Genomic DNA, 15,502 nt, shown 5'->3' with positions numbered 1-15,502 from the left:
ATGAGCGTATTAGTTAATAAAGATACAAAAGTTATTGTTCAAGGTATTACAGGTTCTCAAGGATTATTCCACACAAAACAAATGATTGAATACGGTACGAAAATTGTCGGTGGTGTAACGCCAGGTAAAGGTGGCACTGATATTGAAGGTGTACCAGTATTTGATACTGTAGAAGATGCAGTGAAAGCAACAGGCGCAAATGCTTCAGTTGTATACGTTCCACCCGCTTTTGCGGCTGATGCAATTATGGAAGCAGTTGATGCAGAAATCGATTTAGTAGTATGTATTACTGAAGGAATTCCTGTATTAGATATGGTAAACGTAAAGAGATATATGGCAGGTAAACATACACGTTTACTTGGACCAAACTGTCCTGGTGTTATTACGCCTGATGAATGCAAAATTGGTATTATGCCAGGTTACATTCATAAAAAAGGCCATGTAGGTATCGTATCTCGCTCTGGTACATTAACGTATGAGGCTGTACATCAGTTAACACAAGAAGGTATTGGCCAATCTACTGCTGTAGGTATCGGTGGGGACCCAGTTAACGGTACGGACTTTATTGATGCGTTAAAAGCATTTAATGAAGATGAAGAAACGCATGCTGTAATTATGATTGGTGAAATCGGTGGTACAGCGGAAGAAGAGGCAGCTGAATGGGTGAAAGCTAATATGACAAAACCTGTTGTAGGCTTCATTGGTGGCCAAACAGCGCCTGCAGGCAAACGTATGGGCCATGCTGGTGCAATCATTTCTGGTGGTAAAGGAACTGCTGCTGAAAAGATTAAAACAATGGAAGCTTGTGGTATTAAAGTAGCGGAAACTCCAGCGGTTATGGGCGAAACGCTAATCTCTGTCTTAAAAGAAAAAGGTCTATTTGAGACTTGTAAAAACTACTAATCTGTTGAAAGACACCTTCTTGTTTGAAGGTGTCTTTTTACGTAATTCTTGTTTACATAATAAAAATTATGGGTAAGGAGAATTAAGATGAAAAGAGAACGATTATTACATCTTCATTATTTTTTAGCAGATCATTGGAAGGCGATGGAAAGACTACTATATGTTGATCCTGAATTGAAGGGAATATACACTTTTAATGCAGCACAAATGGAATACTACACTGGAATATCCTCGAAAAAATCTTCAGAATTAGTACGTTTTCTTCAAAGTTCAAATCTCTCGCAATATATATCTTATTTAGAGAAAAATCGAATCTTTTATATGACTATCTGTGATGGAGATTATCCACAATTATTACGTGAAATACAAGATCCGCCCTTTGTGTTATATGGAAAAGGTGAGAAGGATTTTCTCAATAAGGCGAATAAATTAGCGGTTATTGGAACGAGAGAACCGACTTTATATGGGCATGAGAGTTTACAATTTATTTTACACCCATTATTAGAAAGAGAATGGCTTATTGTCAGTGGGTTTGCAAGAGGGATAGATACAATGGCTCATGAAATTACAGTAAGACGGCATTGTCCGACGATTGCAATACTAGGACATGGATTATCGTATATGTATCCAAAAGAGAATAGACATTTATATGAAACATGGAATGAATATATATTGTTATTAACAGAGTATCCGCCGCACTATGCACCGAAAAAATGGTATTTTCCAAAAAGGAACCGAATCATTAGTGGTATAAGTAAGGGTGTTTTAGTTGTAGAAGCGAAATCAAGAAGTGGAACACTTATTACTGCGGACCTTGCTTTAGAGCAAAATAGAGAGGTATTTGCACTTCCTGGACCTATATTTATAGATAGTGCATCAGGAACGAATCATCTAATTCAACAAGGAGCAAAACTAGTAAGAAATGCAGAAGATATCTTGGAAGAGATTTTAAATTAACCTTATATTTTCATGTTTTTATTAAACAATTATTGACAAATGGTAGAAAGGCACTGTATGGTATATTCATTCTTGATTGACAAAAACAAGAGAAATCAATAAGATTGATGAAGACTTGAATCCACCTCTTAAGGAGGCACTAGCATGTCAGATTACCTCGTAATCGTGGAGTCGCCTTCTAAGGCGAAGACCATTGAGAAATATTTAGGGAAAAAATACAAAGTTGTCGCGTCTATGGGACACGTTCGCGATTTACCTAAAAGCCAAATGGGGATAGAAGTAAAGAACAACTTCACCCCGAAGTATATTACCATTCGTGGTAAAGGTCCCGTCTTAAAAGATTTAAAATCAGCGGCAAAAAAAGCAAAGAAAGTCTATCTCGCGGCCGATCCAGACCGCGAAGGGGAAGCAATTGCTTGGCATTTAGCCAATACGTTAAATGTGGACGTTGAATCAGATTGCCGAGTTGTGTTTAATGAGATTACAAAAGATGCAATAAAAGAATCATTTAAACATCCTCGTGCGATTAATATGGATTTAGTAGATGCACAACAAGCAAGACGTATACTAGATCGTCTTGTGGGTTACAATATTAGTCCTTTATTATGGAAGAAAGTAAAAAAAGGATTAAGTGCAGGACGCGTACAATCTGTAGCAGTTCGTTTAATTATCGAACGTGAAAAAGAAATTCAAATCTTTGAGCCTGAAGAATTCTGGACAATCAAGACAGAATTTGTGAAGGGGAAAGACACATTCGAAGCAAGTTTTTACGGTGTAGATGGTGAAAAAGTTCAATTAACGAATGAAACGCAAGTGAATGAAATAATTGAACAGATGAAAGATAATGCGTTTTCAGTTGAAAATGTAACGCGAAAAGAGCGAAAACGTAATCCTGCATTACCGTTTACAACATCTTCCTTGCAACAAGAGGCGGCTCGTAAGTTAAACATGCGAGCAAAGAAAACAATGATGCTCGCGCAGCAATTGTATGAAGGGATAGATCTTGGCAAGCAAGGAACTGTAGGTCTTATTACGTATATGAGAACTGACTCAACACGTATCTCAGAAACAGCTCAAACAGAGGCGCGTACTTACATTACTGAGGCGTTTGGTGCGGAATACATAGGAACAGAAAAGAAGAAAGAAACGAAAAAGTCGAACGCACAAGATGCGCATGAGGCAATTCGTCCTACTTCGGTAATGAGAAGGCCAGAGGAACTAAAGAGTTTCTTAAGTCGTGATCAACTTCGGTTGTATAAACTGATTTGGGAGCGATTTGTTGCAAGTCAAATGGCGTCTGCTATAATGGATACTGTGACAGCTAGACTCATTAATAACAATGTTCAGTTCCGTGCAAGTGGATCGGTTGTAAAGTTTCCAGGATTTATGAAAGTGTATGTAGAGTCGAAAGATGACGGGGCTGAAGAAAAGGATAAAATGTTGCCACCTTTAGAAGTAGGGGAAACGGTATTTTCGAAGGATTTAGAACCGAAGCAACACTTTACACAACCTCCGCCGCGCTATACAGAGGCTCGTCTAGTAAGAACGCTTGAAGAGCTTGGAATTGGAAGACCGTCGACTTACGTACCGACACTTGAAACGATTCAAAAACGTGGATACGTAGGTTTGGATAATAAACGCTTTGTTCCAACTGAACTTGGTGAAATAGTAATTGAACTTATTTTAGAGTTTTTCCCAGAAATTATTAACATTGAATTTACTGCTAACATGGAGCAAAGTCTTGATGAAGTAGAAGAAGGAAATGCGAATTGGGTAAAAATTGTTGATGATTTCTACGTAGGCTTTGAACCGCGTTTAGAAAAAGCGGAAAAAGAAATGCGTGAAGTGGAAATTAAAGATGAACCAGCTGGGGAAGACTGTGAATTGTGTGATCACCCAATGGTCTTTAAAATGGGTAAATACGGGAAATTTATGGCTTGTTCGAATTTCCCAGATTGTCGTAATACAAAACCGATTGTGAAAGAAATCGGTGTTACTTGTCCGAAGTGTGATAAAGGTCAAATTATTGAACGCCGTAGTAATAAAAAGAAACGTCTTTTCTACGGATGCGGTACGTATCCAGAGTGTGACTTTGTATCATGGGATAAACCAATTGGTCGTAAATGTCCGAAGTGCGAAGGTATGCTTGTAGAGAAGAAGTTGAAAAAAGGCGTGCAAGTACAATGTATTTCGTGTGATTATGAAGAAGAACAACAAATGTGAGCGTAACTGCTCACATTTTTTTCGGGAAGAAAAGGAAAGGTGATTAATATGACAACACAAGTAGTAAACGTCATTGGCGCAGGTCTTGCAGGAAGTGAAGCAGCTTACCAAATTGCAAAACGTGGTGTCCAAGTAAAATTATATGAAATGAGACCAGTAAGGCAAACACCAGCTCATCACACAGATAAATTTGCAGAGTTAGTATGCAGTAACTCGCTTCGCGCAAACACATTAACAAACGCTGTTGGTGTTATTAAAGAAGAAATGCGTCTAATGGACTCTGTTATTATTCGTGCAGCTGATGAGTGCTCTGTACCAGCAGGAGGGGCTTTAGCTGTAGATCGTCATGAATTTGCGGCAAAGGTAACGGAGTATGTGAAAAACCATCCGAACGTAACTGTGATGAATGAAGAAATTACTGAAATTCCAGAAGGGCCTACTGTTATCGCGACAGGTCCACTTACGTCTCCTGATCTTGCTGCACAATTAAAAGAATTAACAGGTGAAGATTATTTTTATTTCTATGATGCTGCAGCACCGATTGTTGAGAAAGACAGCATTGATATGAATAAAGTATATTTAAAATCTCGTTACGATAAAGGTGAAGCTGCATATTTAAACTGCCCAATGACGGAAGAGGAATTTGACCGTTTTTACGAGGCTTTAATTGCTGCTGAAACAGTACCTTTAAAAGAATTTGAAAAAGAAATTTTCTTTGAGGGTTGTATGCCAGTAGAAGTTATGGCGAGTAGAGGAAGACAGACGTTAGTATTTGGACCGATGAAACCTGTTGGATTAGAAGATCCGAAAACAGGGAAAACTCCATATGCTGTTGTTCAGTTACGTCAAGATGATGCAGCAGGAACGTTATACAATATCGTAGGTTTCCAAACGCATTTAAAGTGGGGACCACAAAAAGAAGTGTTACAGTTGATTCCAGGATTGGAAAACGCAGAGATTGTACGTTATGGTGTAATGCATCGTAATACGTTTATTAATTCACCTAACTTACTTCGTCCAACATATCAATATAAACAACGTGATGATTTATTCTTCGCTGGTCAAATGACTGGAGTAGAGGGATATGTTGAATCGGCAGCATCAGGATTACTAGCAGGTATTAACGCTGCTCGACTTGTGAAAGGTGAAGAGCCGGTTGTATTACCGTCTGTAACTGCAATGGGAAGTATGGCGAATTATATTACTGCGACAAATGCAAAAAACTTCCAACCAATGAATGCAAACTTCGGTCTGTTTGCACCGTTAGAGAAGAAAATTAAGAAAAAAGCAGAACGAAATGAAGCCTATGCAACACGCGCTTTAGAAACAATTCAAAATTTTGTAAATATTTAGTTAAATTTCTTGCAAAGGCTACTAAGTTGTGATACGATTTAGTAGCCTTTATTGAGGTGAATTGTGTGAATGTGAAGAAATTGTTACAATTATTCGTTGGATATTTACAAATTGAAAGAAATTATTCAAAATATACAATTGCAAGTTATCAAAATGATTTAGAACATTTTGTGCAATTTATGGAGCGAGAAGGCATATCCTCTTTTTTAGATGTTACATACGCGGATGTTCGTTTGTACTTAACGACGTTGCACGATGAAAAGTTAGCCCGTAAATCTGTCGCAAGAAAAGTATCAAGCTTACGAAGTTTATATCGTTTTTTGATGCGTGAAGGTTATCGGAAAGATAATCCGTTTGCACTTGCGTCACTCCCCAAAAAAGAATTGTCAATCCCAAAGTTTTTATATGCTGAAGAATTAGAGGAATTGTTTGAAGTTTCTGATACGGAAACGCCGCTAGGTCAAAGGAATCAAGCTTTATTAGAATTGATGTATGCGACTGGAATCCGTGTGAGTGAATGTGTCAATTTACAACTTACCGATATTGACTTCGCGGTGGGAACAATTTTAGTAATGGGAAAAGGAAAAAAACAAAGGTATATTCCGTTCGGAAGCTATGCGCAAGATGCTTTAATTACTTATATAGAGAACGGGAGAAAACAGTTAGCTCACAAAACTGAAGAACACTCTCATATGGTATTTTTAAATGCGAAAGGCACGCCGCTAACAAGTCGAGGGGTACGCTATGTATTAAACGAACTCATTAAGAAAGCTTCACTGACAATGCGGATCAGTCCCCATATGTTAAGGCATACATTTGCTACACATATGTTAGATGAAGGGGCAGATTTACGTACTGTACAGGAGCTACTCGGTCATGAGAATTTGTCGACGACACAAATTTATACGCATGTCTCTAAAGAAAGATTGCGTTCGGTCTACATGAAGCATCACCCACGGGCATAAATTGCTTTTAAAGCTATAAAAACATATAAAGGAGTTTTTTCTATGGGAAATTTCCACGCTACAACGATATTTGCAGTTCATCATAATGGGGAATGTGCAATGGCTGGAGATGGCCAGGTGACGATGGGAAATGCAGTTGTAATGAAACATACAGCTCGTAAAGTCCGTAAACTTTTCCAAGGGAAAGTTTTAGCTGGCTTTGCAGGTTCCGTTGCTGACGCATTTACTCTTTTTGAAATGTTTGAAGGAAAATTAGAAGAGTACAATGGGAACTTGCAGCGTGCTGCAGTTGAGATGGCAAAACAATGGCGTGGCGACAAAATGTTACGTCAACTAGAAGCGATGCTCATTGTCATGGATAAAACAACTATGCTTCTTGTTTCAGGTACAGGAGAAGTAATCGAACCGGATGATGGTATTTTAGCGATTGGATCTGGTGGGAATTATGCGCTTTCTGCAGGTCGTGCTTTAAAACAATATGCAAGTGAACATTTAACAGCGAAGCAAATTGCGAAAGCGAGTTTAGACATTGCTGGCGATATTTGTGTTTATACAAACCACAATATAATTGTGGAAGAATTGTAGAATCGTAAGGGAGGCATTTTATATGCATTTACATTTTACTCCGCGTCAAATTGTGGAAAAATTAGATCAATACATTATCGGTCAAAAAGATGCGAAGAAAGCGGTTGCTGTAGCTTTAAGAAATCGATATCGTCGAAGTAAATTAGCTGAAAATCTACGTGATGAAATTGCGCCTAAAAATATTTTAATGATTGGACCAACAGGTGTTGGTAAAACAGAGGTAGCACGACGAATGGCGAAACTCGTTGGAGCACCTTTTATTAAGGTTGAAGCTACGAAATTTACAGAAGTTGGATATGTAGGTAGAGATGTAGAATCGATGGTACGTGACCTTGTGGAAACGTCAGTTCGTATCGTGAAAGAAGAAATGGTAGTTAAAGTACAAGATAAAGCAGAAGAACAAGCGAACCAACGTCTTGTGGAAATTTTAGTGCCGAGTCCAGAGAAACAATCTGGATTTAAAAACCCATTAGAAATGCTATTTGGTGGTGCTCAAAATTCGAATCAAACATCTGATGCACAGGAAGATGTTGAAATCGAAAAGAAACGTCAAGATGTGGAAAGAAAGCTTGCTGCAGGACTTCTTGAAGATGAAATTGTATCGATTGAAGTGACTGAGCAACAGTCATCCATGTTCGATATGTTACAAGGAACTGGCATGGAACAAATGGGAATGAATTTCCAAGATGCATTAGGAAGTTTTATGCCGAAAAAAACAAAAAAACGTAAACTTTCTGTAAAAGAAGCAAGAAAACTCTTGACAAATGAGGAAGCACAGCGCTTAATTGATATGGATGAAGTTACACAAGAGGCTGTTTATCGTGCTGAACAGCTCGGGATTATTTTTATCGATGAAATTGACAAAATTGCTGGTAAGCAGTCGAATAGCGTAGATGTATCACGTGAAGGTGTGCAACGTGACATTCTGCCGATTGTAGAAGGATCGAATGTTGCGACAAAATACGGATCAGTAAAAACGGATTATATTTTATTCGTTGCAGCTGGAGCGTTTCATATGTCTAAACCGTCGGATTTAATTCCGGAACTGCAAGGGAGATTTCCGATTCGAGTAGAATTAACAAAATTATCGACAGATGATTTTGTTAAAATATTAATCGAGCCTGACAATGCGTTAATTAAACAATATATGGCTTTATTAGCGACTGAAGGTATAGAAATTGAATTTTCAGACGAAGCTATTCGTAAGATTGCTGAGATTGCTTATCAAGTTAATCAGGATACAGATAATATTGGAGCAAGAAGACTTCATACGATTATGGAGAAGCTCCTTGAAGATTTATCGTTTGAAGCATCTGAAATTACGTTAGAGAAAATAACGATAACGCCTCAGTACGTTGAGGAGAAATTAGCAACGATTGCTAAAAATAAAGATGTGAGCCAGTTTATTTTGTAATTGTGTCATCAGGTGACTCGCCCTAGTTTCCAAGTGATGAAAAAATATGTGAGTAACATGTAGGAGGAACTTTTGAAATGGAATTATTAGCAAAAACAAGAAAATTAAATGCGTTATTACAGAGCGCAGCAGGAAAGCCTGTAAACTTTAGAGAAATGTCTGACACAATGTGTGAAGTAATCGAAGCGAACGTATTCGTAGTAAGTCGTCGTGGTAAATTACTAGGTTATGCAATTCACCAACAAATTGAGAATGAGCGTATGAAACAAATGCTTGCAGAGCGTCAATTCCCGGAAGAATACACACAAAGCTTATTCAACATTACAGAAACATCTTCTAACTTAGATGTAAACAGTGCTTACACAGCGTTCCCAGTAGAAAATAGAGAATTATTCGGTCAAGGTTTAACTACAATCGTACCAATCGTTGGTGGCGGTGAGCGTCTAGGTACATTAGTATTAGCTCGTCTTGGTCAAGAGTTCTTAGACGATGATTTAATTCTTGCTGAATACAGTTCAACTGTAGTAGGTATGGAAATCTTACGTGAAAAAGCGGAAGAAATCGAAGAGGAAGCACGTAGTAAAGCTGTTGTTCAAATGGCGATTAGCTCATTATCTTACAGTGAGTTAGAAGCAATTGAGCATATCTTCGAAGAATTAAATGGAACAGAAGGTTTACTAGTTGCAAGTAAAATTGCTGATCGCGTAGGAATTACTCGTTCTGTAATCGTAAATGCATTACGTAAATTAGAAAGTGCTGGTGTTATTGAGTCTCGCTCTTTAGGTATGAAAGGAACATACATTAAAGTGCTAAACGACAAGTTTCTACAGGAACTTGCTAAATTAAAAACAAACTAATTTATAAAACTCTCCTCATTTTTTGAGGAGAGTTTTTTGTGTATAAAAGATTGCTGGTGTTGGCAAGTAGCGTCATAATCGTGTTTTTCGGGAAAGCTATGAATTGAATTTCATTTCTTTGCTTAAAAGAAATACAGTTTGGTAATACTAGAATTCAAGTGTGGACAAAGAAAGTTTTACATTCTTCGCATTTTCGACTTGATTGTAATATTTCAGTATGATATAGTAAGCAGTGGTGTCAGTACAAAGTACACACGTTTACTGATTTAAGTGTTGGTGCTACGTTTGTAGTTTCGCTTAGAGATGAAGTAAACGGAGGATATCAAAAACCATTTAGGAGGAACTATATTATGTCAGTAATTTCTATGAAGCAATTGCTTGAAGCTGGTGTTCATTTCGGACATCAAACTCGTCGTTGGAACCCAAAAATGAAGCGTTACATTTTCACAGAGCGTAACGGTATCTACATCATCGACTTACAAAAAACTGTGAAAAAAGTTGAGGAAGCTTACAGAACGATGCGCGACATCGCTGCTGAAGGTGGAGACATCTTATTCGTAGGTACTAAAAAACAAGCACAAGAAGCTATTAAAGAAGAAGCAACTCGTGCTGGTATGTACTTCGTTAACCAACGTTGGTTAGGTGGAACTTTAACAAACTTCCAAACAATCCAAAAACGTATCAAGCGTCTTAAAGACATCGAAAGAATGCAAGAAGATGGTACTTTCGAAGTACTTCCTAAGAAAGAAGTTGTTCAACTTAAAAAAGAGTTAGAGCGTCTTGAGAAATTCTTAGGCGGTATTAAAGATATGAAAGGTCTTCCAAGTGCATTATTCGTAGTAGACCCTCGTAAAGAGCGTATTGCAGTTGCTGAAGCACGCAAATTACACATTCCAATCATCGGTATCGTTGATACAAACTGTGATCCAGACGAAATCGATCACGTTATCCCAGCAAACGATGATGCAATTCGTGCTGTAAAACTTCTTACATCTAAAATGGCAGACGCGATCCTTGAAGCAAAACAAGGTGAAGAAACTGTTACTGCGTAACAAAGTTGGAAAGGTGATAAGGGGTTCGGCCTTTTATCACCTTTTTTAAGGTATAAACACCTTTATAAAAGGTATAAATACATATTTTAGGAGGATGAATAGTATGGCAATCACTGCACAAATGGTAAAAGAATTACGTGAAAAAACTGGCGCAGGTATGATGGACTGCAAAAAAGCTTTAACAGAAACTAATGGCGACATGGAGAAGGCAATTGACTTCTTACGTGAAAAAGGTATCGCGAAAGCTGCTAAAAAAGCAGACCGCATCGCTGCTGAAGGTTTAACTTTCATCGAAACAAACGGTAACGAAGCTTTAATCTTAGAATTAAACTCTGAAACTGATTTCGTTGCGAAAAACGAAGGTTTCCAAGCGTTAATTAAAGAATTAGCTGCTCACTTATTAGCTAACAAACCAGCTAACATTGAAGAAGCTATGGCTCAAACAATCGAAGGCGGCAAAACAGTAGAAGAGCACATCAACGAAGCAATCGCTAAAATTGGTGAAAAACTTACACTTCGTCGTTTCGAAATCGTATCAAAAACTGATGCTGATGCATTCGGCGCTTACCTACACATGGGTGGACGTATTGGTGTATTAACAGTTCTTGAAGGTTCTACTGACGAAGCAGCTGCTAAAGATGTAGCAATGCACATCGCAGCAGTTAACCCTAAATACATTGACCGCGATGCTGTAACAGCTGAAGAAGTTGAGCATGAGCGTCAAGTATTAACACAACAAGCTTTAAACGAAGGCAAGCCTGAAAAAATCGTTGCAAAAATGGTTGAAGGCCGTCTTGGCAAATTCTTTGAAGAAATTTGCTTACTTGACCAAGCATTCGTTAAAAACCCTGATATGAAAGTTCGTCAATTCGTTGAGTCTAAAGGCGGAACATTAAAAGGATTCGTTCGCTACGCTGTTGGTGAAGGTATCGAAAAACGCGAAGACAACTTTGCTGAAGAAGTAATGAACCAAGTAAAAGGTAGTAACTAATAAAGATTAGGGAACACATTGTGTTCCCTTTTTTAAAATAAAGATGTAAGCAATTGGAGGTTCATTATGAGTAAACCGAAATATAATCGTGTCGTATTAAAGCTAAGCGGAGAAGCGTTAGCTGGCGAACAAGGATTTGGAATTAACCCATCTGTTATTAAATCAGTTGCGGAACAAGTGAAAGAAATTGCAGAACTTGATGTAGAAGTTGCTGTTGTTGTTGGTGGCGGAAACATTTGGCGTGGAAAAATCGGAAGTGAAATGGGAATGGATCGTGCTGGAGCAGATTACATGGGTATGTTAGCAACAGTTATGAACTCATTAGCTCTTCAAGATAGCCTAGAGAACATTGGAATTCAAACTCGTGTTCAAACTTCAATTGAAATGCGTCAAGTAGCAGAGCCTTACATTCGTCGTAAAGCAGTTCGTCATCTAGAGAAAAAACGTGTTGTGATCTTTGCAGCAGGTACAGGTAACCCGTATTTCTCTACAGATACAACGGCAGCACTACGTGCAGCGGAAATCGAAGCAGACGTTATCTTAATGGCGAAAAACAATGTAGATGGCGTATATAATGCAGATCCATCTCTTGACCCAACAGCTACGAAATACGAAACACTTACTTACTTAGATGTATTAAAAGAAGGTTTAGGTGTAATGGATTCAACAGCTTCTTCTTTATGTATGGACAATGATATTCCATTAATTGTATTCTCTGTTATGGAAAAAGGTAACATTAAACGTGCCGTTTTAGGCGAAAATATTGGAACAGTTGTAAGGGGGAAATAAATATGGGACAACAAGTATTGAAGTCTTCAAATGAAAAAATGGAAAAAGCAGTTGCTGCTTACTCTCGTGAATTGGCAACAGTTCGCGCAGGTCGTGCAAGCTCGTCTGTATTAGATAAAGTACAAGTTGATTACTATGGTGCACCAACACCTGTTGTGCAATTAGCGAACATTACAGTTCCAGAAGCACGTTTACTTGTAATTCAACCGTATGATAAAACTTCTATCGGTGATATCGAAAAAGCAATTTTAAAAGCAGATTTAGGCTTAAACCCTTCTAATGATGGAACTGTAATTCGTATTGCATTCCCTGCATTAACAGAAGAGCGTCGTCGCGATCTTGTTAAAGTTGTGAAAAAATATGCTGAAGAAGCGAAAGTTGCTGTTCGTAACGTACGTCGTGACGGTAACGATGATCTTAAGAAGCTTGAAAAAGCTGGCGAGATTACAGAAGATGATTTAAGAGGATATACTGAAGATATCCAAAAAGAAACAGATAAATATATTGCAAAAGTTGACGAAATCGCAAAAAACAAAGAAAAAGAAATCATGGAAGTGTAATAGCGATACCTTCGCAAATATGACCCTCTTCTTAAGGGGGTCTTTTTACACTTTTAGGCATACGTCTGCTTGCTGGAGGGTATGAATGATGTTTAAAAACTTTCCTTTTTTTAAAAGTAAAAAGGTCGCATCGTTTGATCATCTCGTTGAAAAAGTGAAAAAAGGATATATCCCAGAACATATTGCCATCATTATGGATGGTAATGGAAGATGGGCAAAGAGGAGAGCGATGCCTCGTATTGCGGGACATCATGAAGGCATGCAAGTTGTAAAGAAAATCACAAAATTTGCAAGCAAACTTAATGTAAAAGTATTAACTCTTTATGCTTTTTCAACTGAGAACTGGAAAAGACCTAAAAAGGAAGTTGACTATTTAATGAGGCTTCCAGAAGAATTTCTAGGTACATTTTTACCAGAATTGATTGAAGAGAACGTACAAGTCCGAGTAATAGGACAACAAGAGCGTCTTCCTACGCATACACGCAGAGCGATGGAAAAGGCCATGGAAGATACGAAAGAGAATACGGGATTAATTCTTAATTTCGCGTTAAACTATGGAAGTCGAGATGAAATCGTTTCTGCTGTGCAACATATGGTGAAAGATAGTGAGGAAGGAAAAATTCGTGTTGAAGATGTAAGTGAAGAAATGCTTTCTTCCTATTTAATGACGAGTTCTTTACCTGACCCAGAGTTGTTAATCCGTACGAGCGGAGAGCTACGTATTAGTAATTTCATGTTATGGCAAATTGCATATTCGGAATTTTGGTTTACAGATGTGTATTGGCCAGATTTTACCGAGGAGCATTTGCTAAATGCGATTACAGACTTTCAGCATAGAGGGCGCAGATTCGGAGGCGTGTAGAAAGAGAGGGTTTGGTAGTGAAACAGAGAATTATTACTGGAGTGGTTGCTGCCGCGCTATTCATTCCCATCGTAATTTACGGTGGCGTGCCTTTTACGGTTTTAGTGTATGCACTTGCTTCTATAGGTTTATATGAATTAATTCGTATGAATAAGCTTACGCTTATTTCAATACCAACAGTTTTAGCTGCAGTATTATTATGGATTATTTTAATTCCAAGTAGTGCATCAGAACTGTTTACGCAGATTGGATTAGGTAAATTAGAAATCACATTTGTGATTGTTTTATTACTTTTATCATATACAGTCCTTTCTAAGAATACATTTACTTTTGACAATGCTTCATTTTTACTAATGGCAACAGCATATGTTGGAATGGGATTCCTATATTTGAATGAAACGAGAATATTAGGAATTAAATATGTATTTTGTGCATTATTTGTTATATGGGCTACTGATTCAGGCGCATATTTCGTAGGAAAAGCATTAGGAAAAAGAAAATTATGGCCAGAAATTAGTCCTAATAAAACGATTGAAGGTTCATTAGGCGGCATCGTTTGTGGAATTGTTGTGGCAGTTGTTTATAATATGTTCTTCCCAGTTGAGGCTAATGTAGGGATTTTAATTGTGTTGACAATTATCATTTCTATTTTTGGACAAATTGGCGATTTAGTACAATCTGCATTTAAACGTCATTATGGCGTAAAGGATTCAGGTACGATTTTACCTGGGCATGGTGGTATATTAGATCGAACAGATAGTTGGTTATTTGTTTTACCAATTCTCTACTTCTTATTACAATATAATTAATAAATGAACGAGGGGTTGGAGTCATGAAAAACATTAGTTTATTAGGTGCAAGCGGATCAATTGGTACACAAACTTTAGATGTATTACGCTCGCACCCAGACCAATTCCGTCTCGTTGCTTTTTCTGTAGGGAAAAATATTGACTACGCAGTAAAGGTAATTCAAGAATTTTCTCCGCAAATCGTCTCTGTGCAAAGAGAGGAAGATGTTTTAAAATTACAAGCTGTTTCTGGTAATACAAAAATTGTATATGGTAGTGAAGGGCTTTTAGAAGTAGCATTACATCCAGATGCGGAGATTGTAGTAAATGCTGTTGTAGGTAGCGTAGGGTTGTTACCAACACTTCGTGCAATTGAGGCGAAAAAAACAATTGGAATTGCAAATAAAGAAACGTTAGTAACTGCAGGGCATCTTGTAATGGAAGCAGCGCGAAAACATAATGTTTCGTTACTTCCAGTAGATAGTGAACATTCAGCTATTTTTCAATGTTTGAATGGTGAAAATGAAAAAAGAATTTCTCGACTAGTTATTACGGCTTCTGGTGGAAGTTTCCGTGATAAAACGAGAGATGAATTGCATCATGTGACCGTAGAAGATGCGCTTCGACATCCAAACTGGTCAATGGGTTCGAAAATTACAATTGATTCTGCTACAATGATGAATAAGGGGCTAGAAGTAATTGAAGCACATTGGCTTTTTGGTATCCCTTATGAGCAAATCGATGTTGTTTTACATAAAGAAAGTATTATCCATTCTATGGTTGAATTTGAAGATCGTAGTGTAATGGCACAGCTTGGCTCACCTGATATGCGAGTACCAATTCAATACGCACTTACATATCCTGATCGATTGCCTCTTTCAGACACAAAACAGTTAAACTTATGGGAAATAGGAACGTTGCATTTTGAGAAAATGAACCAAGAACGATTCCGTTGCCTACGTTTTGCGTATGAAGCTGGAAAAGCAGGTGGAAGTATGCCAGCTGTAATGAATGCAGCGAATGAAGTAGCTGTTGAAGCTTTTTTACAAAAGAGAATTGGTTTCTTAACAGTGGAAGACCTCATTGAAAAAGCAATGAACCATCACAATGTCATTGCACGTCCGAGCTTAGAGGAAATTCTGGAAATTGATGCAGCCACAAGACGGTTTGTGATGGAACAAATTTAGCAAAGGTGGTTATGGA

At 37.8% G+C, this 15,502-nt stretch carries 15 protein-coding genes; all 15 read left to right on the top strand.

The genetic code is table 11. The features are described from left to right. Window positions 1-903: a succinate--CoA ligase subunit alpha gene (gene sucD / locus MHB74_RS18745; protein ID WP_000115178.1), complete on the top strand. Its 903-nt coding sequence runs from the start codon at window positions 1-3 to the stop codon at window positions 901-903. An 87-nt stretch (window positions 904-990) separates the two neighbouring features. Next, complete coding sequence (gene dprA / locus MHB74_RS18740) at window positions 991-1,860, top strand: DNA-processing protein DprA (protein WP_061678205.1); 870 nt, start codon at window positions 991-993, stop codon at window positions 1,858-1,860. 144 nt (window positions 1,861-2,004) lie between these two features. Then, a complete protein-coding gene (gene topA / locus MHB74_RS18735; protein WP_001286953.1) occupies window positions 2,005-4,083 on the top strand; it encodes a type I DNA topoisomerase in 2,079 nt (692 codons plus the stop codon). Window positions 4,084-4,131: 48 nt separating this feature from the next. Further along, window positions 4,132-5,436, top strand: a complete 1,305-nt coding sequence (gene trmFO, locus MHB74_RS18730) for an FADH(2)-oxidizing methylenetetrahydrofolate--tRNA-(uracil(54)-C(5))-methyltransferase TrmFO (protein ID WP_000211998.1) — start codon at window positions 4,132-4,134, stop codon at window positions 5,434-5,436. 65 nt (window positions 5,437-5,501) lie between these two features. After that, a complete protein-coding gene (gene xerC, locus MHB74_RS18725; RefSeq protein WP_001101238.1) occupies window positions 5,502-6,401 on the top strand; it encodes a tyrosine recombinase XerC in 900 nt (299 codons plus the stop codon). A gap of 42 nt (window positions 6,402-6,443) precedes the next feature. Beyond that, window positions 6,444-6,986, top strand: coding sequence for an ATP-dependent protease proteolytic subunit HslV (hslV, locus tag MHB74_RS18720; RefSeq protein WP_000526271.1), 543 nt, complete (start codon window positions 6,444-6,446; stop codon window positions 6,984-6,986). A gap of 22 nt (window positions 6,987-7,008) precedes the next feature. Continuing rightward, complete coding sequence (gene hslU, locus MHB74_RS18715) at window positions 7,009-8,400, top strand: ATP-dependent protease ATPase subunit HslU (RefSeq protein ID WP_061678204.1); 1,392 nt, start codon at window positions 7,009-7,011, stop codon at window positions 8,398-8,400. Window positions 8,401-8,477: 77 nt separating this feature from the next. Beyond that, on the top strand, window positions 8,478-9,257 hold the full coding sequence (gene codY, locus MHB74_RS18710) for a GTP-sensing pleiotropic transcriptional regulator CodY (protein ID WP_000421290.1): 780 nt from the start codon (window positions 8,478-8,480) through the stop codon (window positions 9,255-9,257). Window positions 9,258-9,607: 350 nt separating this feature from the next. Continuing rightward, window positions 9,608-10,309, top strand: coding sequence for a 30S ribosomal protein S2 (gene rpsB, locus MHB74_RS18705; RefSeq protein ID WP_000111485.1), 702 nt, complete (start codon window positions 9,608-9,610; stop codon window positions 10,307-10,309). A gap of 103 nt (window positions 10,310-10,412) precedes the next feature. Beyond that, window positions 10,413-11,300: a translation elongation factor Ts gene (gene tsf, locus MHB74_RS18700; protein ID WP_001018583.1), complete on the top strand. Its 888-nt coding sequence runs from the start codon at window positions 10,413-10,415 to the stop codon at window positions 11,298-11,300. A 66-nt stretch (window positions 11,301-11,366) separates the two neighbouring features. Further along, a complete protein-coding gene (pyrH, locus tag MHB74_RS18695) occupies window positions 11,367-12,089 on the top strand; it encodes a UMP kinase (protein ID WP_000042667.1) in 723 nt (240 codons plus the stop codon). Window positions 12,090-12,091: 2 nt separating this feature from the next. Next, entirely contained in the window at window positions 12,092-12,649 is a 558-nt protein-coding gene (gene frr, locus MHB74_RS18690) for a ribosome recycling factor (RefSeq protein WP_000531505.1), read from the top strand. 85 nt (window positions 12,650-12,734) lie between these two features. Continuing rightward, on the top strand, window positions 12,735-13,511 hold the full coding sequence (gene uppS / locus MHB74_RS18685) for an isoprenyl transferase (RefSeq protein WP_061678203.1): 777 nt from the start codon (window positions 12,735-12,737) through the stop codon (window positions 13,509-13,511). A 17-nt stretch (window positions 13,512-13,528) separates the two neighbouring features. Next, entirely contained in the window at window positions 13,529-14,320 is a 792-nt protein-coding gene (cdsA, locus tag MHB74_RS18680; protein ID WP_061678202.1) for a phosphatidate cytidylyltransferase, read from the top strand. A gap of 23 nt (window positions 14,321-14,343) precedes the next feature. After that, complete coding sequence (dxr, locus tag MHB74_RS18675) at window positions 14,344-15,486, top strand: 1-deoxy-D-xylulose-5-phosphate reductoisomerase (RefSeq protein WP_061678201.1); 1,143 nt, start codon at window positions 14,344-14,346, stop codon at window positions 15,484-15,486. The last annotated feature ends 16 nt before the right edge of the window (window positions 15,487-15,502 follow it).

Origin of the sequence: Bacillus sp. FSL K6-0069, assembly GCF_038007785.1 — a bacterium.
Lineage (GTDB): Bacteria > Bacillota > Bacilli > Bacillales > Bacillaceae_G > Bacillus_A > Bacillus_A mobilis.
Note: the sequence above shows the minus strand (reverse complement) of the source record. Positions and strands in the feature narration are given on the sequence as shown.

Bases quoted from the DNA above. Each gene is read 5' to 3' on its own strand.
- sucD (WP_000115178.1), top strand. From the start codon at position 1: ATGAGCGTATTAGTTAATAAAGATACAAAAGTTATTGTTCAAGGTATT.
- dprA (WP_061678205.1), top strand. From the start codon at position 991: ATGAAAAGAGAACGATTATTACATCTTCATTATTTTTTAGCAGATCAT.
- topA (WP_001286953.1), top strand. From the start codon at position 2,005: ATGTCAGATTACCTCGTAATCGTGGAGTCGCCTTCTAAGGCGAAGACC.
- trmFO (WP_000211998.1), top strand. From the start codon at position 4,132: ATGACAACACAAGTAGTAAACGTCATTGGCGCAGGTCTTGCAGGAAGT.
- hslV (WP_000526271.1), top strand. From the start codon at position 6,444: ATGGGAAATTTCCACGCTACAACGATATTTGCAGTTCATCATAATGGG.
- hslU (WP_061678204.1), top strand. From the start codon at position 7,009: ATGCATTTACATTTTACTCCGCGTCAAATTGTGGAAAAATTAGATCAA.
- codY (WP_000421290.1), top strand. From the start codon at position 8,478: ATGGAATTATTAGCAAAAACAAGAAAATTAAATGCGTTATTACAGAGC.
- rpsB (WP_000111485.1), top strand. From the start codon at position 9,608: ATGTCAGTAATTTCTATGAAGCAATTGCTTGAAGCTGGTGTTCATTTC.
- tsf (WP_001018583.1), top strand. From the start codon at position 10,413: ATGGCAATCACTGCACAAATGGTAAAAGAATTACGTGAAAAAACTGGC.
- pyrH (WP_000042667.1), top strand. From the start codon at position 11,367: ATGAGTAAACCGAAATATAATCGTGTCGTATTAAAGCTAAGCGGAGAA.
- frr (WP_000531505.1), top strand. From the start codon at position 12,092: ATGGGACAACAAGTATTGAAGTCTTCAAATGAAAAAATGGAAAAAGCA.
- uppS (WP_061678203.1), top strand. From the start codon at position 12,735: ATGATGTTTAAAAACTTTCCTTTTTTTAAAAGTAAAAAGGTCGCATCG.
- dxr (WP_061678201.1), top strand. From the start codon at position 14,344: ATGAAAAACATTAGTTTATTAGGTGCAAGCGGATCAATTGGTACACAA.